Raw genomic sequence first — 17,579 nt, forward strand, 5'->3', positions numbered from 1 at the left:
CGGCGTTTATCAGTAGGGTTCTGCCTCTCTCACCACAACGGCACCGTTGGCCGTTACCCTGTTTATCGTCGCTTGGGAAAAATGCTTTAGGACTAATTGCGATTTTTTTTGTGGAAGGAGTGTGAAAAGAGTCAATAGGTGAAATGGCGGCGCTTTTGATGCCAGTTCGATTTGTCGAGCCCCTGGGCGTTTAGAAGCGGATGTATGTGAAACCGTATACCGCCAAGCCATCAAGGACATGGGTGAATATTGCTTGGAATCGATCAGGCAAGGGTCGTACCCTGCAAAGCTCCCAACGACGTCGCGGATGGTTTCGAGGCTCGATTGATGTAATGTGGCGGCTCAACAGCAGTAAACTTCCCTGATGCCCAGTATCGATGTGGTGATTGATCTTTCCGCCGAGCAGTGCCTGGCCCACTACGCAGGCGGTGCGCAACACGTTTATGCCTACAGCCTGGACGGTCGACGGGTAATGTTCCCCGCCCAAGCGCTACGGCGTATCGTCGGGCGCGATGGCGTGCATGGCCTTTATCGGCTGAGTTTTACCAGTGATGGCAAGTTCGAGTCGTTGGTGGCCTTGTCGAGTCGCTAGGTGTCTAAGAAGTTAGGGGCGATTCAGACAGCACTCTCAATGTAGTCGGCAGCATCCCTTTTTCTATAGTTCTCCCGCCAGCGCGACCACAAAACGCTGTCGTTTCTCGGCGTCGCTCAGCGGTTGGGCTACCAAGTGCACCAGTTTGGTCATGGCGGCTTCCGGGGTCATGGCATCGCCGGAAAGTACGCCGGCATCGAGCAATCCACTACCGGCGGCGTAGGTGCCGATAGAAACCGACCCATGGGGGCATTGGCTGATGGCAGCCAGCAATTTACCTTCGCCGGTCGCCTGGGCGAGAACGCCAAGGATTTCCGGGTCTTCGGGGATGTTGCCGCTGCCCCATACTTCCAGTAGTGCTCCCTGTACGCTGTCATCGAGCAGCCAGGCAGCCAGCAGGCGGGCGGAGACACCCGGCCAGAGGGCAATGCGAACCACGGCGGTGTCATCCAATGCGCTGTAATCCGGCAATTCGAATCGTGGCAAGCCGCGTTGTTGTGAATCCAGCCCCCGCGAGGGGTACAGCACGGGTGCGGTATCCACCATTTCGCCAAGCAGGGGATAGTTAGGGCTGGTGAAGCCATCGAAGGCATGTGTATGCCATTTGCGGGTGTGCACGCCACGCATCAACTTGCCGGCGAAGCACACGGCCACTTCCTGTAATCCTGGCAGGGTGGCGAAGCGTAGTGCCGCTTCGATATTACCCAGTGCATCGCTGCCGCCAGCTTCCAAGGGCAATTGCGATCCGGTCACGACGACCGCTCGATCTAACCCTTGTAATTGGAAGGCCAGGCTAGACGCGGTCCAGGCCAGGGTGTCGGTGCCATGCAGCACTAGGAAACCGGCATACCTCTTCTGTGGATCGGCATAGCGTCCGGCAATATCCCGGGCCAGGCGCTGCCAGTCTGCGGGAGTCGCGGCGCTGGAGTCGATGGGGTCGGGATATTCCAGCACTTCGAATTCGGGAAGAGAAGCTTGGCGCGCGGGAGGAAGTGTCTTCAGCGCCCCACGCAGACGCGCTTCGAAATCGTGACCTGGCACAAGACCGGTGTCACTAGGCAGCATGCCCAGGGTGCCACCGGTGTAGATGACCAGGAGGGGAGTGTTTGACATCGTTGGCTTCTAACGTCGCGGTAAATATTCTTGAGGCTACTGGGCATCAACGCCCACTCATCGCTTCGGGCAGATAGGTGGCGATCTCCGGAAACAGCGTGATTAGGATAACACCCAGACCCATCAGGAAGAAAAACGGCAGCGCCGCCCGGGCAATACTCAGGATGTTATTACCGGTCATGCCTTGCAACACGAATAGATTGAAGCCTACCGGTGGGGTGATCTGCGACATCTCCACGACGATGACCAGATAGATGCCGAACCAGATGAGGTCGATGCCGGCGGCCTCGACCATGGGCAGCAGGATAGAGGTAGTCAGCACGACGACCGAGATGCCGTCCAGAAAACAGCCCAATAGTATGAAGAAGACGGTTAGCGCCACTAGTAGCATGTAGGGCGAGAGGTTCAACGAGGCGATCCATGCTGCCAGATCGCTGGGCAGTCCGGTGAAGCCCATGGCAGCAGTCAGAAACGAGGCCCCAGCGAGGATGAAGGCAATCATGGTTGAGGTGCGCACCGCGCCCATCGTTGCCTCGACGAAGGTACTCCATTGCATGACCCCTTGCCAGCGGGCCAGTAACAGCGACAGCACCACCCCCACGGCGGCGGCTTCCGTGGGCGAGGCGAGCCCGGCGTAGATCGAGCCGATCACTCCAACGATCAACCCCAGCAGCGGAATCAACCGGCGTGAACGGCGGAACTTCTCACCCAGCGAGGTGTGTTCATCCGCGGGAGGGACGCGATCGGGAAAACGCCAGGACCACAGCATCAAATAGCCGGCGAACAGCGAGATCAGCAGCATCCCGGGCAGGATACCGGCGATGAACAGCCGAGCAATGGATTGGTCCGTGGCCACGGCGTAGACGATCAAGATGATCGAGGGTGGAATCAGCAAGCCCAAGGTGGCGGAACCGGCCAGGGTACCGATGATCAGGCGTTCGTCATAGCCGCGCCGGGTCAGTTCGGGAATTGCCATCTTGCCCATGGTGGCGCAGGTGGCCGCCGAGGAGCCAGAAACCGCGGCGAACAGGCCGCAACCGACCACGTTGGTATGCAGCAAACGCCCTGGAATGCGCGTCATCCAGGGCGCAAGGCCGGAGAACATGTCCTCGGCGAGGCGCGAACGGAACAGAATCTCGCCCATCCAGATGAACATCGGTAGCGCCGTCAGCTCCCAGCTGTAGCTGGCGCTCCAGATATCCGAAGCCATGACGTCGCCGGCGGGTATCGAGGTGAACTGGCTAATGCCGATCCAGCCAAGGCCCATCAGCGAGAACGCGACCCAGACGCCACTGCCGAGCAGCACGAGCAGGGCGATCAGCAAAGTCAGTATGAGGATTAGCATCGAGGTTTTCCTGGGTCATTCATTGGGGCTGGCGTCGTCGATACGAAACTCGCCGGGCCGCGTGAAGGCAACTAGTGCAGTACTGATCCAGGCTTCGAGCAGTGCGAGGGTCAGCAGCAAGATGCCCAGCAGCATGGCGCTTTGAGGAATCCATAGCGGCACCGGCACCATGCCGTAGGAGACTTCATTGAATTCAATACTGTCGAGCATCAGTACGCCGGTATACCAGGCGAGATAACCACATAAACCCAAGGCAATACTCAGGCACCATAGTTCGACGAATGCCCGCACCTTGGGCGGCAGTTGCCCGGTCACCAAGGTCACGCGGATATGGCCGCCGTGAACGAAGGTGTAGGCCAACCCTAGAAAACTTGCACCCACCAATAGAAAGCCGGAAATTTCCGATAGGCCGGGAATGACCAGATTCAGGCTCTCGGCATCGATCGCCGTCAGCAGCTTGTCGAGGAGGCGGCCCACCACCTGCAGGGCGATCATGGCGCAGATGACGCACAGACAAACCGCTGCCGCGTATCCGCCTAAGGTATAAAGTGCGCGAAGTCGAAAGTGCATGAATAATCCCGGCTTGTTAATGTTAAGGAATCGCTGGATAAATTGCCGTACGAAATGAAGCGCAATGCGCACGGAGCACAAAAAACGAGACATAACTGGGTGTTAGGCAAGTTTTTACCGGGCTGGCGCACCAGCACCGCGCAACGAAGCGATTCGTTCGTACAGGCATTTAAACAGTGATTACTAAGCGCTACTGTTGAAGCTGCTCATAGTTATCCAGAATCTGCTGACCCTGTTCGCCGGCGCGCTTGCTCCACTCCTCCGTCATGGTGTTGCCGATTTCCTCGAGGGACGCGGCCAATTCCTCGCTAGGTTCACTGACGGTGATGCCGTTCTCGCGCAGCACCTCGAGTGCCTCTTCGGTTTCCGTGCGACTCATCTCCCAACCGCGTTCCTGCGCTTCTTTCGCTGCGTCCAGTACGGCCTGTTGGGTTTTTTCGTCAAGGCGGCCAAAGGCGCGTTCGCTGACGATGATCATGTTCTTGGGCAGCCACAGCTGAGCGTGGTTGAAGTTGCCGAGATAGTCCCAGGCCTTGGTGTCGGCGCCAGTAGCCGGTGAGGTGACCATGGCATCTACGCGACCGGTGCTGAAGGCAGTAGGAATGTCCGGTACTTCGATCTGGGTTGGCACTGCGCCGGCCAGCTGCGCCAGACGCTCGCTGGATTTGTTATAAGCGCGCATCTTGAGATTCTTCAGATCGTCGATGGTTGACACCTTGTCCTGAGTATAGATGCCCTGAGGTGGCCAGGGAACGGCGAACAGCAGGCGCAGTTGCTGCTTGGCGAGTTCCTCGTCGATGATCTCCTTAGAGGCTTCCCAAAGGGTCCGCGACTGTTCGTAGCTCGAGGCTAGATAAGGCACCGAATCCACCTCGAAGATCGGATTTTCGTTGGCCAGACGTGACATGATCATCTCGCCTATAGGTACGATGCTGCGCCGTACCGAATTCTTGATCTCTGGATGAGCGATCAGTGAACCGTTGGCATGCACGGTGATATCCAGCTCGCCGCCGGTTTTCTCGCGCACGTCGTCGGCAAATTCGCGAATATTGACGGTATGAAAGGTGCGATCACCATAGGGGGTGGGCATGTCCCATTCCGTCGCGGCCTGAGCGGTGTTCAAGGCGGCGGCCAGACCCGTGGCAACTAGCGATAGCGCGACGAACTGACAACCGGATCTATAAAGAGACATACGCGATTCCTTCTTTGTTGTCGAAAAAGTGTTTTGCCCCGAGCCTTGTCGATCGGCACAAGTACGGCTTCAATGAGCATAGAACACAACTTGAGTGAAGCACACCACGACCATCCAATGAAGGGAGACCCAATGGCCAATGTTGCTGCCGCCTATCGTGCCACCTCGGGATCGATTCTCGATATCGACCGTAATTTTTATCGTCGGCTTGCGCAAGAGCAGGATGGCCGCAAATTGACCACCAGCCATACGGTGCCTATCCGTGATGGCCTGGCCTGGGAGGTGCCAGCAGGGCATATATTTCGCATTAAGATAACGCAAGGCCCGCAGGTCGGCGATCTCAATCTCTGGAGTCTGCACAATCCTCGCGAGCGCTTCTGGGCCTCCCGCACCCGTCAGCTGCAGCATGCGCATGTCTCGACCTTCGATAGGCTGTGGTCGACACTGCCTTATCTGCGTCCCATGGCCACCATCATCGACGACAGCCTGGCGGATTACGGCATGGACGACGAAGGTGGACGGGTACACGATCTGCTCGGCACGCGCTGCGATCCTTATGTGAATCGACTACTCAGCGGTGAAGATTTCGACTTTCATTGTCATTCCAATCTGGTGCGGGCGGTGCTTCCTCATGGTCTCGATGAGCGGGACGTCCACGACGTGCTCAACGTCTTTCAATGCACAGGCTTGAATGATGACGATCAATATTTCATGAAGGCCTGCCCGGCACGAAAGGGCGACTATCTGGAATTCTTCGCCGAGATCGATCTGCTCTGCGCCATGTCCTGCTGCCCAGGGGGCGATCTCTCTGTGGATCTTTGGGGTCCGGAGGCCGCCGATCCGCTACAGACCTGTCATCCGCTGGGCGTGGAGGTCTATGCTGTAGAAGATGATTTGCTCAAAGGCTGGTCGCCGCCGGAGCCCGCTCCTTATAAAGGAGGGCATGGATTGCAGCGACCGCAGGTCGACTGGGCGGAAATCAAGGCAAACAGCACGAATAGCGGCCAATAAGGGAGGACAACACCATGCCAACCTTGCTACTCAATGCGGATGTGGGAGAGAGTTTCGGTGCCTGGACGATGGGGAGGGATGAAGAGGTCATGCCCTACATCGATCTGGCCAACGTGGCTTGCGGTTTCCATGCCTCTGACCCGGATACCCTGCGGCGTACAGTGCGTCTGGCGGTGGCGAACAAGGTCGCGGTAGGCGCGCATCCCGCCTATCCGGATCTGGTGGGGTTCGGACGTCGTTCCATGGCGTGTTCCGCGGAGGAGATCGAGAACCTGGTGCTCTATCAGATTGGCGCGCTAGCGGCGATGTGCGAGGCGGAAGGCACTCGGCTGCGATACGTCAAACCCCATGGCGCACTCTACAACGACATGATGCGCGACAGCGTCAAGCTCGCCGCGGTAATGCGGGCGGTGGCCGCCTTCGATGCGGCACTGCCATTAATGGTCATGGCCACTCGCGATCCCGCACCGGCCCAGGAGTTGGCCGATGGCCATCTGATTACCCTGTGGTTCGAGGCTTTCGCAGATCGCGCCTATGACGGCGAAGGCCGGCTGGTATCTCGGCGCAAGCCCGGCGCGGTACATCACGATGCCGAGACGATCGTCGATCAGGCGCTGCGAATCGCCAAGGGCCAGCCGCTAACCGCAAGCGACGGCAGCGAGCTGGTGCTAGAAGCGCAAACACTGTGCGTGCATGGCGACAATCCGGAATCCATCGCCGCGGTGAGAGCGATTCGTCAGGCGCTGGCGGAGAGCGGAATGAGCGCTACGATAGAGGTATGAGCCGACTTGGAAACTGTTTCCGAATTTTTCACAGCGATGGACGCCGGGGGTAAGGTAAAGCAAGGGTCTTTTGCCATGGATGGCAAAAGTAGCGCCCAAGGACGGGTTTACAGCGCCCTTGCGGTACCTTGCCGCCGGAGAAGTGTCTCTTAGCGACTGAGTTTTGAAAAGCACTCTATGAGCAAGGAAGCATATGCAATGCAGTTACCGTGTCTGGAAGTGGCGGGGGTCGACGCCTGGCTAGTGCGATTGTTCGATCGTATCGACGATGCCAACATGCCCTGGATCATGGCGTTGCTACGCCGCTGCGAAGAGAGTTTTGGCGATGCGCTGGTCGACTTGGTGCCGTCCTACACCACGCTATTGGTGCATTACAATCCCCTACAGCTCACGCCGGCGCAGGCGCGCTCGCGTCTAGCGACGCTGCTTGCGGATCTCGAACCCGACGAGCAGGGTGCCCTCGGTGAGATTAAAGAGCTGCAGGTCTGGTATGACGATAGCGTAGGGCCAGAGCTTTCTCTGCTCCAAGAGCGTAGCGGACTTTCCCGGGAGGCGGTCATCGAGGCCCACACCGATCAGAAATATCATGTCTTCGCCCTGGGGTTTGCGCCAGGGTTCGCCTTTATGGGCAGCTTGACCGAAGAGCTGGTATTGCCGCGTCTGGATACCCCGCGAAAGCGCGTGCCGGCGGGCAGCGTAGCGGTAGCCAATCGCCAGACATCCGCTTACCCGCGCATATCCCCTGGGGGCTGGAACCTGATCGGGCGCACTAGCGCACGGCTGTTCGACCGCGAGCGCGACGGCTTCAGTCTATTGCGAGTGGGTGATCGGGTGCGCTTCGTGGCGGTGGATCGCAAAGAGTTCGAGGACGCCGGTGGCGATACCACGCCGGTCGAGGAGCGCGGCGCGGAGACAAGCAGGAAGAATTCATGAGTGTAGCCAGCGGTAGGAGCAGTAGGGGCGGTAGTGGTGAAGGCAGAGTGCAATTGCGCGTAGAGCAAGCCGGGCCGCTTGCGTTATTACAGGATGCCGGGCGCTTCGGTGTGCGGCGCCTTGGCGTGACTCAGGGTGGTCCGGTAGACATTCATGCCTGGGCCTGGGCCAATCATTTACTAGACAACCGCTGGGGCGCGGCGACGCTCGAAATCACTTTCGGTGGCTTGAGTCTGATTGCCGAAGGCAATGCACGGCTGGCGCTGGCGGGAGCGGATCTCGAAGCGACCCTGGACGATGAACCAATCGAACCCTGGTCGCGTTTTGAAGTACAGGCGGGTCAGCGCCTGCGCTTCGGTGCGCCGAAAGATGGGTTGCGAGCCTATTTGGCCGCGCCGGGCGGCTTTCTTGCCGAGCCGGTGCTGGGGAGTGTTGCCGGTGTGACCAGGGAGGGCTTGGGAGGCCACGATGGCCAGGGCGGCAAGTTGCAAAAAGGCGATGCTCTGGTCTTTCAACAAGGCCATATTGAAAACGATGAACTGCCCGAAGCACCATCTGCAGATAAGCGCCCGGATTATTCACAACCGACGAGACTTGCGCTGGTACCCGGCGCCCAGATTGCCGACTTTGAAAGCCGTAGTCTCTTTGCGGCGTTCAATCACCCTTGGCAGGTCGATGATCGTGCCGATCGTATGGGCGTGCGTCTCACCGGCCCGCTTTTGAAGTGCGCCGTTTCCAGCATGATCTCTGAGGGCATAGGGCTCGGCGCCGTACAGGTACCGCCGGACGGCCAGCCAATCGTTCTGCTCAATGATCGCCAGACCATTGGTGGCTACCCGCGGCTGGGCACCTTGACGCCGCTTGCCTGCGCGCAACTGGCGCAGTGTTTACCAGGGCATGAGGTGCATTTACAGGCTCAGGCGTTAAGTGCGGCGCAAGAAGAATACCGAGACTTTCTGCGGCTCTTTCGGGCTGATTGACGCCCTGTGCGGCAATCAATGGGCGATGGTCACCAATTGGCCCTGAGTATCGAGTTCGAGCCTGCGCTGACGCCCTGCCAGCAGGGCGAAGTTAGTGGCCAGCGCGACGTAGACCAATAACACCGTGGCCAGCAATCTCATGTCCTGGGTATATTCCAGCAGGATACCGACCATCAATGGCCCGGTGGCCGCCAATACATAACCAAACCCCTGAGCCATGCTCGACAACTGGCTTGCGAGTTCCGAAGTGCCGGTGCGCAGCACGATCAGCGTCAGCGCCATGCTGAAGCAGCCCCCTTGACCCATCCCCAGAAGAAGTGCCCCCAGCCAGCGCCAGTTCAGCGGTGCCAAGAGGAGCAGGGCGATACCTGCGGCAGTCATGCTCATCAGCAGAAGAATGGTAGGGCGCTGATCGCGACCCAGGCGTGCAAGCCAAGGCGCCCCCAGAGCGGTCGCCAGTTGGCAGGTAATCGAGGTGGCCAACAACCAGCCGGCCTCGCTTTCGTCGAGCCCGCGGTGTTGAAGCAGTACCGGCAGCCAGCCGAAGACGATATAGGCAAGGGATGACTGGCAGCCCATGTAGCCGGTCACCTGCCAAGCCAGCATTGAACGCATCAGGCGGGGCTTGGGGTGTTGAAGTTGTGTATGTCCCCCGATGCCCGAGCGGGGGTGCGGCATGCTCAGACGCCAGGCGGTCAGTGCCAGCAAGGCAAGAAGCGCCCAGCTACCCAGACCGAAGCGCCAGTCACCCAGCCAGTTCGATAATGGTACCGTGAGTCCGGCGCCTAGTGCTCCGCCCAAGCACAGCGCCATGGTATAGACGCCGGTCACCACATCGGCGCCCTGGGGGAGCTCGCGCTTTACCAGGCCGGGCAGCAGGGTGCCCGCAATACCGATGGCGGCGCCGGCCAGCAAGGTGCCGAGGTAGAGCAAGGGAATATTGTTAGTGGCGCGTAATATCAGCGCGAATACCAGCAACAGCAGTCCCAGGCTCAAGGCGCGCTCCGCACCCAACCGGCTTGATAGTCGAAGCGCCAGAGGCGCGAACAGCCCCAGGCACAGCACCGGAAGAGTGGTCAGGGCGCCAATAGCGGAGGCGGAAAGGCCAAGCTCTTGCTGAATACGTATCAGCAAGGGGGCCATCGACGATAGCGCCGGACGCAGATTGAGCGCCACGAGAATCATCAATGCCACGAAGAGCAGCGGGCGAGACCGCGACGGTAGCGATGCCATGGGTGTTATTGCAGGTGCTTTTTCAGATCGCCGCGGACGCTGTCGAGGAAGGTGATAAAACGTGTCTCTCGCTCATCGTCCTGGCGGTCGATACGACAGCCTAGGGACATGCTGCGCTTGACTAGTATCTCGTCAAAGATATCCAAGGTGATCTTGATGGCGGGCTTGGTGCCCGGTTCGATGCTGCCATCCTCTAGGGTGAAGCTTTCCAGCAAGGTAGCGCGCACGCGGGTAGTGCCGCCTTCGGTCAATACCCGGCGCACGAAGAGCCAGCCTTCGCAGGCCAGTTCTTCTGCGTTGTCCCGCCGGCGCAGGAACAGGGTGCGATAGCAGGCGCCTTCCTTGGCGCTCTTGTCCGCCATGCTGCGGTAGCCTTCGGTGACCCGAGAGGCCATGGCATGGGACTCCGCTAGTTTGCGTATAGCGGCATTATGTTCCCGGCTCACTTGATCCTGGCGGTTGAAGCGTTGCCAGCGGTGATAGTCGTTAAAAAGTCCGGTCGAGTCCATGACAATGTCCTTGAATATCAAGAGGAGTGGCAGTGCAGCCGATATCGAGAGGGAGGCCCTCATTCAAAGGGGAACCATGATGGCGTACCTGTCGATCTCATGCCAGCGATGACCCTCAAGTTCACGCGTAATTTGCCGATACATCGAATTGAACACCTGTCGCGAGCCTTTTCCAGCGGCGAAGCCGTTGTCGGGCTGGTAAAAAGGTCATAGATCAAAGAGGGTCATCATGGCGAGTATTTCTTCACTAGGTATCGGGTCGGGAATGGACCTCAATGGTCTGCTCGATCAGCTTAAAGCCGCTGAGCGTCAGAAGCTGGTCCCGATCGTTCAGCAACAAAAAAGCTACGAGGCCAAGATTTCAGCATTTGGCAAGCTCGAGTCGGCGTTGGACAAGTTTCAGGAAGCGGCGTCCAAGCTGAATAAGCCGGATACCTTCCGCGCAGTGACCAGCAATGTCACCGGTGAAGGGTTCACCGCTGCCTCGAGTAGTAGTGCAGTGCCAGGTCGCTATGAGGTCTCGGTCACCAATTTGGCCAGGGCACAGTCACTGGCATCGCCTGGTGTCGCCGACAAGAGTGCTCAGCAAGGTACCGGTGCCGGCACTATCTCCATTACCCAGAATGGTACGACTCACGATATCGCCATCGGTGATGGGGCAAGTTCGCTGACCCAGATTCGCAACGCGATCAATGCTACCGACGGGCTCGGTGTGACCGCCTCCATCGTCAACGACGGCGATGCAACCGCACCCTATCGTTTGGTACTGACATCAGACGAGACCGGTACGCAATCCGAGATGACGTTGACGACCAGCGGCAATGCTCGCCTGGGTGAGCTGCTCACTTATGACAGCAGCGCGAATACGGGCACGATGACCGAGACGGTGGATTCCCAAGATGCCAGCCTGAGCGTCAACGGCATCGCCATCACTAGCCAGTCAAACCGCCTCGAGGAAGCTATTCAGGGTGTCACGCTCGATCTGACCAGTCCTACGGCATCGGGCACCTTGACGGTTAGCGGCGATAGCGAGGGCATCACGCAAAATGTCCAGGACTTCGTCGATGCTTACAATTCACTGCAGAAAACCATGGATGGTCTCACTTCTTATAACAAGGAGACCGACGTGGCGGGTCAATTGCTTGGGGATAGTACGATGCGCAGCGTTGAAGCGCGGTTGCGTACCGTAATGAGCTCCACTGCCGGCGCCGGCACTGCTCAAATGCTGTCGGATGTGGGCATCGAGCTGACCCTCGACGGCAGTTTGAAGATCGACGATGAAAAGCTCGGCGAGTGGGTCAATAACGATCCCGAGGGGCTGAACAAGTATTTTGCCGGCACTGCCACGACTGACGGTCTGGCGGATAAAGTAGGCGACACCTTGGGTGCCATGCTCGATTTCGAAGGCATGCTGGATAACGCCACGGGTGGCCTGAAAGAACGGATGAGTTCTCTGGACGATCGCTTCGATCGAATGGAGCGCACAATTGATTCTACCGTAGACCGCTATCGCCAGCAGTTCGCGCAGATGGATACTCTGGTCGCCCAGATGAACTCCACCATGAGTTACCTGGGTCAGCAGTTCGATGCCATGAATGCCCAATTGGGTAATAGTTGATGGAGCTTTCAATGAGTGCGATGCGCGGTGCCAATGCCTACGCTCGAGTGGGCGTGGAAACCGGGGTGATGTCCGCATCGCCCCATCAGTTGATCGTGATGCTTTTCGATGGCGCACAGGCTTCCATGCGGGCCGCGCGCCTGCACATGCAGCAGGGTAACGTAACGGAAAAAGGCAAGTCGCTATCCAAGGCGATCGATATCGTCAACAATGGACTGGGGGCAGGGCTTGATCATGAGCGCGGGGGCGAGGTCGCCGAACGCTTGGGATCGCTTTATGATTATATTGTCAGCTTGTTGCTGAAGGCCAATCTGAAGAACGACGAGCAGTCTCTCGATGAGGCCTCGCAATTGCTTGAAAACATCGCCTCCGCTTGGCGCGAAATTGCACCTTAACACGTGCGCTTGAGCAAGGAGGAGTTGCCGATGAGGCCAATAGACGCAGTGTTCGTGAGCTATAAAAAACTTCTTACCCGTTCTGCACGTATGCTGGCTCTGGCTCGCAAAGAGGAATGGGCGCAGCTAGCCGAAGAAGAATCTGCTTACCGGAAGGAGATTGAAGCGCTCAAGGAGTTGGAGACGCCCGAGACGCAGACCTCCGATAGTGTGCGCCGTAAAGCCGAACTGCTCGAACGACTTCTCATCCAGGATGCAGAAACGCGTCGGTGTGTGGAAAAGCATCGCGCCGAACTTGGCGAATTGATGGACGACAGCCGTCGTCGACGAGATCTTTCCCGAGCTTATCAGGCTGCCGATATTGGTGGTGTTTCCAGTAATCAAGGCCGCCAATGAGCGGCGTCATTACACCGCTGCTCGACACGTTATTACATCAGGTGTTGGGAAAGCGCGTGGATACGCTGGCAAACCGGGAACTCCTGGAACCGGTCAAGCCCTTGACGCCAGGTCAGGCGCCCCGGGCGCTTCACAGCGACTCTCGGTTGCATACGGAGCACAGCGGCGTCTCTCTTCCCGGTACGGGTGCAAAGGAATCGAGAGGGCAGGCCGGGCCGTTGCCTCACGTCGCCACAACGCCTGCCTCGACTACCACCCATTTCAGCCCTGCTGCTCGCAGCATCGCCGATATTCTCTTCAAATTCCCCGCACCGCCCTCCGTTATCAGATCGCCAGCGCCGTTGTTGGCCGGCAGTGCTGATCAGGGCGTCATCAATGCACCTGTCTTGGCAAGCCGGCTACAAAGCAGTATCGAGACCAGCGGATTGTTCTATGAGTCCCATGTCGGACGCTGGTATCGAGGAAAGATGTCTGGAGCCGCGCTCTTGCGTGAGCCCCAGATGCAGGCTCACTCTTCGAATGTTGCGATGGCCAATGCGTTGATGACTAAATCGGGCCAGTCCGAAGGCGCTGCGTCAGCCGGCAGCCTGCTGATCGATAGACGCTCCATGCCTGCCTTGCTGGGGGCTGAGCGGTGGATATTGACGCCGCTACCTGCAGGAGCACAGCCTGCCTCGCCCCTGGCGCCTTTGTCTCCTATGCAGGCTGCTCTGGCATTCATGACACCCCAGGAGGTAGCCCAGGCATTTGCTCAGCGGGGTGAGCTACTCATGGGGTCAGGTGTCAATCCGGGTATCGATGCGACCCAGCGTGCTCATGCCAATGCCATGGACGGTATCGATGAGTCTTTGCAGGGTATTTTAAGGCATCAGCTCGAGTTGCTGGTAACGCCAACCCTGCGATGGGAGGGGGATCTCTGGTCCGGTGTTTTCATGGCGCTAGTCATTCAGATCCCCGAGCAACTGGCGGAGCATGCAAAGCACGGCGAGGATCAGGAGCAGGAGCGGGGTGAAGAGGATCAGGAAGCGGTGTGGCATAGCCAGCTTAAACTCGAACTACCGCGCCTGGGCGAACTGGAAGTACAGTTGCATCTGCGCGATACCTCGATACGCCTTGTATTGCAAAGCGAGAGCGTGGCTTGTACAGGCATGCTCAACGAAGAGCGGGACGCCTTGAGCGAACGGCTCGTTCGCTGTGGTTTTGCGGACGTACAGGTCAATGTATTGACCAAAGTAAAGGGCACGAAGGCTAATTTCTCTGGTGAAGAAACATCATGAGTCAATCGCAACCGCCTCATAAAGAGCGTCGTCAAGCCGTAGCCCTTGCTTATAGCGACGATGGACGTGCCCCTAAGGTGTTGGCCAAGGGGTATGGTGAACTCGCTGAACGGATTGCCACCGAAGCCCGTCGCCAGGGTCTTTACATACACGATGCGCCGGAACTGGTGGCCCTGCTGATGCAAGTCGATCTCGACACTCAAATCCCTCCTGCCTTGTACCAGGTCATTGCGGAACTGCTGGCCTGGGCCGCTGAAATCGACGCCGACTCCCACTAAACGCTTTTCCATCTCCTATTCACAGGCTGTGTCTATCGTTTTTGCGTTTAAATTAGTATGGTAAATTAAACGCAAACGATCGTTTCAATCTCTTGACCTCTCGTGAAGCCCCCGCATGCGGGGTTTTCTGCATTATGCGTTAAAAAAAATCGCTTTATAAAGCAGCAAGTTATGCGCGTTTTTCTCGATTGATTACATTTCGGTAACGCATTCGTCATTTTTTTGCGACACACCTATTGCAATGGCTCATAAAAAGGTCTCAAAATACACCTGTCCTAAAGCATTAGAACTAAGTCAAATGTGACAGGGGCACAATAAATAATGACCATTAGAGTCATACACAGCTAGGCGAAAGCCTAATAAAAAAACCAAATGAAAAACGCAAACGCAGGGAATAACATCATGACAATCGACAGCCTTCTAGAAGATATCCAAGACATCAATCTGTCCTATCTGCTACTTGTACAGCGTCTGTTGAACGAAGATCGTGCAACGGCAATGTTCCGCCTCAAGCTGAGCGAATCCATGGCTGATCTGCTCGCTTCCTTGTCCATCAAACAGCTGGGTCAGCTTTCTCGTACCAACCAGCTTCTGTGTCGTCTGTGCTTCGACAATCCAGAGCAGCTGCTGAAATTGACCAACGATCCTCGGGAGCAGGGACTGGGACAGACCCATGCCGCGCTGCTGATGGCCTCCGTACCCACGGCTTCGCTCGCTCAGGCAAGGGGTTAAATCATGACTCAGAAAAGCCTGGTCACCGAGATGCACCAGGTGCGGATGGCCATCGAGCTGATCGAGCTCGGTGCCCGTCTGCAGGTGCTGGAGACCGAAACCGACCTAAGCCGGGCGCGTCTGATCAAGCTGTATAAAGAAGTGCGCGGTATGTCCCCTCCCAAGGGTATGCTGCCATTTTCAACGGATTGGTTCATCACTTGGCTACCCAACATACATTCGTCGCTTTTCTACAATATCTACCAGCGGCTGGTGCAGGATCACGGGTGTGAACGCATGGACGCCTTCGTGCGGGCCTACAAGCTTTATCTGGAGCAGTTGGCACTGGAAGAAGCGGAACCGGTTCTTGGTCTGACCCGGGCCTGGACGCTAGTGCGCTTCTTCGAGAGCAACCTGCTCGAGCTATGCAAATGTACCGGCTGTTCCGGTCACTATGTCATGCATGCACATACGCCTTCACACGATTTCGTATGCGGTATCTGTCAGCCTCCCTCGAGGGCCGGCAAGACTCGCAAGCGACGTGAAGAAGAGAAGCAGGTGACACCTACCGCAACGATCGACAAGCGAACTAGCCAGCTTCTGGTCAAGCGTCACGCTTAGCCCCGTATTCAAGGGGCAATGATTCGATGTGAACCCACCAGCCGCAGTGTCATCACACTGCGGTTTTTTTGTTTCTTGACGACCCCGATGCGCATAAGTTTTCAGCCGGTTGCCTCAAGCTGTTTCCCCCTCTGCCGATAATCCATTACAAGTCCAACGGTTCACGGCAAGGGTGTTTCCACGTGCTAATTCTTATCGGTTACTTGGTTGTTATCGGCTCCGTATTCGGCGGTTATTTGCTGATCGGTGGTCACCTTAGTGGGCTTTACCAGCCCGCTGAAATCATCATGATCGTCGGCGCGGCGGTTGGTGCCTTCCTGGCGTCGAATAACGGTAAGACCATCAAAGCCACCCTGCGTACCTTCTCCAAATTGAAGCGCACCAACAAGTACAACAAGATAATGTACATGGAGCTCATGGCGTTGCAGTACAAGCTGCTGGCCAAGGCACGACGCGACGGTATGCTGGCCATCGAACGTGATATCGATGCGCCACAGGAGAGCGCCCTGTTCGCCGAATACCCCACATTGCTGAGCGATCCCATGATCATGGGGTTTCTCACGGATTACCTGCGCCTGATGGTCAGCGGCAACATGGACCCCTTCGAGATCGATGCCCTCATGGAACACGAGATCGAGACCTTCCAGCACGAAGCAGAGGTACCGGCACACGGCCTGCAAAATGTCGGCGATGGCCTGCCAGCATTCGGTATTGTGGCGGCGGTCATGGGAGTGGTGCATTCATTGGCCGCAGCGGATCAGGGCGCCGCTCAAATGGGTATCTTAATTGCCAATGCTTTGGTCGGCACCTTCCTGGGCATCCTGCTGGCCTATGGCTTCGTCAATCCTCTGGCGTCTCGCATTCTTCATCAGGTGACCGAGGCTGTAAAGATGTTGCAGTGCATTCGCGTCACCTTGATGGCGAGTCTCAATGGCTATGCCCCGCAATTGGCGGTGGAGTTTGGGCGTAAGGCGCTATTTACCGCCGAGCGTCCCAGTTTCAATGAACTCGAGGAGCATGTGCGCTCGACCAAGAATACGGCGGGTGGTTCATGAGTGGCGCTCATCGCCCCATCATCGTCAAGCGCAAGAAAGTGGCGAAGGGTGGCCACCATGGCGGCGCCTGGAAAATCGCCTATGCGGATTTCATGACGGCACTGATGGCCCTGTTTCTGGTGTTATGGATTCTGGCTCAGGCGGATGAGTCTGAGCTCAAGACCATTGCCGAGTATTTTCGCACGCCCTTGCCTGTCGCTATGGCCGGGGGCGACAAGAATACCGCCAGTGCCAGTGCCATTCCTGGTGGCGGGCCGGATCCTGCGCATATCAACGGTGAGGAGGAGCGCGTAGATCGTCGTCAAGAGACTCGCACCAGCGACGAACAACAGCGCTTGATCGATCTCGAGCGGCGTATCGAAGCGGTCATCCAAAGCAAGGCGAATCTGCGGGACATGCGGCCACAGATGCGCATGTCCCTTACCTCAGAAGGGCTCAGGATTCAGCTCGTCGACTCCGATCGCCGGCCGATGTTCGAACGCGGCAGCGATCGCGTCGCACCTTATATGAGTGACATTCTTCGCGCCATCGCGCCAGTGCTCAATGAGTTGCCTAACAGCATCAGCTTGAGTGGCCATAGCGATAATGTGCCTTACATCAATGGTGAAAAAGGCTACAGCAACTGGGAGCTGTCCGCGGATCGTGCCAATGCATCAAGGCGCGAGTTGGTGGCAGGCGGTCTCGATTCCGAGAGGCTACTGCGAGTAGCCGGCATGGGGTCACGGGTGCCGCTCAACGAAACTGAGGCCAACGATGCTGCCAATCGGCGCATCAGTATCGTCGTGCTGGATAAGCGTGCAGCGAATTTGATCGAGCGCCAAAGCATGCGTAGCTGGCCACAACCCAATACTACCTTCGAGAACGGGATGGAAATGCCGGCAACACAAGTGGAAACAATAAATGTTTTACCGAGTTCGGTATCGCCGGCGCCCGTCGTCGGCGATGCCCTCTGAGACCCAACTGGACTA

The 17,579-nt window shown here is 57.6% G+C and carries 20 protein-coding genes; 14 read left to right on the forward strand and 6 right to left on the reverse strand.

From position 1 onward, the window contains the following. The first annotated feature begins 364 nt into the window (after nt 1-364). Nucleotides 365-592, forward strand: coding sequence for a DUF2835 family protein (locus H7850_RS04760; RefSeq protein ID WP_227368261.1), 228 nt, complete (start codon nt 365-367; stop codon nt 590-592). A gap of 63 nt (nt 593-655) precedes the next feature. On the opposite strand, the gene H7850_RS04765 is transcribed toward H7850_RS04760, so the two are convergent. The 4 genes from H7850_RS04765 to H7850_RS04780 all read right to left on the reverse strand — a co-directional run bounded on the left by H7850_RS04765 (nt 656) and on the right by H7850_RS04780 (nt 4,812). Beyond that, a complete protein-coding gene (locus tag H7850_RS04765) occupies nt 656-1,705 on the reverse strand; it encodes an asparaginase (RefSeq protein WP_227368263.1) in 1,050 nt (349 codons plus the stop codon). A gap of 46 nt (nt 1,706-1,751) precedes the next feature. Further along, nucleotides 1,752-3,050 (reverse strand): TRAP transporter large permease, encoded by a 1,299-nt coding sequence (locus tag H7850_RS04770; protein ID WP_227368265.1) that lies wholly within the window; start codon nt 3,048-3,050, stop codon nt 1,752-1,754. Between the two features lie 15 nt (nt 3,051-3,065). Next, complete coding sequence (locus H7850_RS04775) at nt 3,066-3,620, reverse strand: TRAP transporter small permease (RefSeq protein ID WP_227368266.1); 555 nt, start codon at nt 3,618-3,620, stop codon at nt 3,066-3,068. Nucleotides 3,621-3,810: 190 nt separating this feature from the next. Continuing rightward, nucleotides 3,811-4,812, reverse strand: a complete 1,002-nt coding sequence (locus H7850_RS04780) for a TRAP transporter substrate-binding protein (protein WP_227368267.1) — start codon at nt 4,810-4,812, stop codon at nt 3,811-3,813. Between the two features lie 132 nt (nt 4,813-4,944). Between H7850_RS04780 and H7850_RS04785 the strand changes: the two genes are divergently transcribed. The 4 genes from H7850_RS04785 to H7850_RS04800 all read left to right on the forward strand — a co-directional run bounded on the left by H7850_RS04785 (nt 4,945) and on the right by H7850_RS04800 (nt 8,518). Beyond that, nucleotides 4,945-5,823, forward strand: a complete 879-nt coding sequence (locus tag H7850_RS04785; RefSeq protein ID WP_227368268.1) for an urea carboxylase-associated family protein — start codon at nt 4,945-4,947, stop codon at nt 5,821-5,823. A 14-nt stretch (nt 5,824-5,837) separates the two neighbouring features. Then, the gene (locus H7850_RS04790) at nt 5,838-6,605 is read left to right on the forward strand and encodes a 5-oxoprolinase subunit PxpA (RefSeq protein WP_227368269.1); all 768 of its coding nucleotides are present in this window, start codon (nt 5,838-5,840) and stop codon (nt 6,603-6,605) included. Between the two features lie 198 nt (nt 6,606-6,803). Next, nucleotides 6,804-7,538, forward strand: coding sequence for a 5-oxoprolinase subunit PxpB (pxpB, locus tag H7850_RS04795; RefSeq protein WP_227368271.1), 735 nt, complete (start codon nt 6,804-6,806; stop codon nt 7,536-7,538). Next, nucleotides 7,535-8,518 carry a biotin-dependent carboxyltransferase family protein gene (locus H7850_RS04800; RefSeq protein ID WP_227368272.1) on the forward strand — a complete coding sequence of 328 codons (984 nt, stop codon included), beginning with the start codon at nt 7,535-7,537 and terminating at the stop codon, nt 8,516-8,518. The genes pxpB and H7850_RS04800 overlap by 4 nt, the downstream gene beginning before the upstream one ends. A gap of 15 nt (nt 8,519-8,533) precedes the next feature. Here H7850_RS04800 and H7850_RS04805 read toward each other — a convergent pair whose 3' ends face one another. Continuing rightward, on the reverse strand, nt 8,534-9,751 hold the full coding sequence (locus tag H7850_RS04805) for an MFS transporter (RefSeq protein ID WP_227368274.1): 1,218 nt from the start codon (nt 9,749-9,751) through the stop codon (nt 8,534-8,536). A 5-nt stretch (nt 9,752-9,756) separates the two neighbouring features. Then, entirely contained in the window at nt 9,757-10,260 is a 504-nt protein-coding gene (locus H7850_RS04810) for a hypothetical protein (protein ID WP_227368275.1), read from the reverse strand. A 229-nt stretch (nt 10,261-10,489) separates the two neighbouring features. On the opposite strand from H7850_RS04810, the gene fliD reads away from it, so the two are divergent. From fliD to motB, 9 genes are all read left to right on the forward strand, one after another. Next, nucleotides 10,490-11,878: a flagellar filament capping protein FliD gene (gene fliD, locus H7850_RS04815; RefSeq protein ID WP_227368276.1), complete on the forward strand. Its 1,389-nt coding sequence runs from the start codon at nt 10,490-10,492 to the stop codon at nt 11,876-11,878. 11 nt (nt 11,879-11,889) lie between these two features. Continuing rightward, the gene (fliS, locus tag H7850_RS04820; protein ID WP_227368277.1) at nt 11,890-12,273 is read left to right on the forward strand and encodes a flagellar export chaperone FliS; all 384 of its coding nucleotides are present in this window, start codon (nt 11,890-11,892) and stop codon (nt 12,271-12,273) included. A 30-nt stretch (nt 12,274-12,303) separates the two neighbouring features. After that, nucleotides 12,304-12,669 carry a flagellar protein FliT gene (locus H7850_RS04825; RefSeq protein WP_227368278.1) on the forward strand — a complete coding sequence of 122 codons (366 nt, stop codon included), beginning with the start codon at nt 12,304-12,306 and terminating at the stop codon, nt 12,667-12,669. Then, the gene (locus tag H7850_RS04830; protein WP_227368280.1) at nt 12,666-13,946 is read left to right on the forward strand and encodes a flagellar hook-length control protein FliK; all 1,281 of its coding nucleotides are present in this window, start codon (nt 12,666-12,668) and stop codon (nt 13,944-13,946) included. The genes H7850_RS04825 and H7850_RS04830 overlap by 4 nt, the downstream gene beginning before the upstream one ends. Then, the gene (locus H7850_RS04835) at nt 13,943-14,224 is read left to right on the forward strand and encodes an EscU/YscU/HrcU family type III secretion system export apparatus switch protein (protein ID WP_227368281.1); all 282 of its coding nucleotides are present in this window, start codon (nt 13,943-13,945) and stop codon (nt 14,222-14,224) included. The genes H7850_RS04830 and H7850_RS04835 overlap by 4 nt, the downstream gene beginning before the upstream one ends. Nucleotides 14,225-14,626: 402 nt before the next feature. Beyond that, nucleotides 14,627-14,956 (forward strand): flagellar transcriptional regulator FlhD, encoded by a 330-nt coding sequence (gene flhD, locus H7850_RS04840; RefSeq protein WP_227368283.1) that lies wholly within the window; start codon nt 14,627-14,629, stop codon nt 14,954-14,956. Nucleotides 14,957-14,959: 3 nt separating this feature from the next. After that, nucleotides 14,960-15,556 (forward strand): flagellar transcriptional regulator FlhC, encoded by a 597-nt coding sequence (gene flhC, locus H7850_RS04845; protein WP_227368284.1) that lies wholly within the window; start codon nt 14,960-14,962, stop codon nt 15,554-15,556. Nucleotides 15,557-15,738: 182 nt separating this feature from the next. Further along, complete coding sequence (motA, locus tag H7850_RS04850; RefSeq protein ID WP_227368285.1) at nt 15,739-16,611, forward strand: flagellar motor stator protein MotA; 873 nt, start codon at nt 15,739-15,741, stop codon at nt 16,609-16,611. Beyond that, a complete protein-coding gene (gene motB / locus H7850_RS04855) occupies nt 16,608-17,564 on the forward strand; it encodes a flagellar motor protein MotB (RefSeq protein WP_227368286.1) in 957 nt (318 codons plus the stop codon). Before motA ends, motB begins: the two co-directional genes overlap by 4 nt. Nucleotides 17,565-17,579: the final 15 nt, after the last annotated feature.

Origin of the sequence: Halomonas sp. M20, from assembly GCF_020622265.1 — a bacterium.
Taxonomy (GTDB): domain Bacteria; phylum Pseudomonadota; class Gammaproteobacteria; order Pseudomonadales; family Halomonadaceae; genus Modicisalibacter.

What these genes read in the sequence shown, in the direction of transcription:
- H7850_RS04810 (WP_227368275.1), bottom strand. Translation starts at nt 10,260, where the DNA reads ATGGACTCGACCGGACTTTTTAACGACTATCACCGCTGGCAACGCTTC.
- pxpB (WP_227368271.1), top strand. Translation starts at nt 6,804, where the DNA reads ATGCAGTTACCGTGTCTGGAAGTGGCGGGGGTCGACGCCTGGCTAGTG.
- flhC (WP_227368284.1), top strand. Translation starts at nt 14,960, where the DNA reads ATGACTCAGAAAAGCCTGGTCACCGAGATGCACCAGGTGCGGATGGCC.
- H7850_RS04760 (WP_227368261.1), top strand. Translation starts at nt 365, where the DNA reads ATGCCCAGTATCGATGTGGTGATTGATCTTTCCGCCGAGCAGTGCCTG.
- H7850_RS04835 (WP_227368281.1), top strand. Translation starts at nt 13,943, where the DNA reads ATGAGTCAATCGCAACCGCCTCATAAAGAGCGTCGTCAAGCCGTAGCC.
- H7850_RS04765 (WP_227368263.1), bottom strand. Translation starts at nt 1,705, where the DNA reads ATGTCAAACACTCCCCTCCTGGTCATCTACACCGGTGGCACCCTGGGC.
- H7850_RS04770 (WP_227368265.1), bottom strand. Translation starts at nt 3,050, where the DNA reads ATGCTAATCCTCATACTGACTTTGCTGATCGCCCTGCTCGTGCTGCTC.
- H7850_RS04825 (WP_227368278.1), top strand. Translation starts at nt 12,304, where the DNA reads ATGAGGCCAATAGACGCAGTGTTCGTGAGCTATAAAAAACTTCTTACC.
- H7850_RS04780 (WP_227368267.1), bottom strand. Translation starts at nt 4,812, where the DNA reads ATGTCTCTTTATAGATCCGGTTGTCAGTTCGTCGCGCTATCGCTAGTT.
- fliS (WP_227368277.1), top strand. Translation starts at nt 11,890, where the DNA reads ATGAGTGCGATGCGCGGTGCCAATGCCTACGCTCGAGTGGGCGTGGAA.
- flhD (WP_227368283.1), top strand. Translation starts at nt 14,627, where the DNA reads ATGACAATCGACAGCCTTCTAGAAGATATCCAAGACATCAATCTGTCC.
- fliD (WP_227368276.1), top strand. Translation starts at nt 10,490, where the DNA reads ATGGCGAGTATTTCTTCACTAGGTATCGGGTCGGGAATGGACCTCAAT.
- H7850_RS04775 (WP_227368266.1), bottom strand. Translation starts at nt 3,620, where the DNA reads ATGCACTTTCGACTTCGCGCACTTTATACCTTAGGCGGATACGCGGCA.
- motB (WP_227368286.1), top strand. Translation starts at nt 16,608, where the DNA reads ATGAGTGGCGCTCATCGCCCCATCATCGTCAAGCGCAAGAAAGTGGCG.
- H7850_RS04800 (WP_227368272.1), top strand. Translation starts at nt 7,535, where the DNA reads ATGAGTGTAGCCAGCGGTAGGAGCAGTAGGGGCGGTAGTGGTGAAGGC.
- H7850_RS04805 (WP_227368274.1), bottom strand. Translation starts at nt 9,751, where the DNA reads ATGGCATCGCTACCGTCGCGGTCTCGCCCGCTGCTCTTCGTGGCATTG.
- H7850_RS04785 (WP_227368268.1), top strand. Translation starts at nt 4,945, where the DNA reads ATGGCCAATGTTGCTGCCGCCTATCGTGCCACCTCGGGATCGATTCTC.
- H7850_RS04790 (WP_227368269.1), top strand. Translation starts at nt 5,838, where the DNA reads ATGCCAACCTTGCTACTCAATGCGGATGTGGGAGAGAGTTTCGGTGCC.
- H7850_RS04830 (WP_227368280.1), top strand. Translation starts at nt 12,666, where the DNA reads ATGAGCGGCGTCATTACACCGCTGCTCGACACGTTATTACATCAGGTG.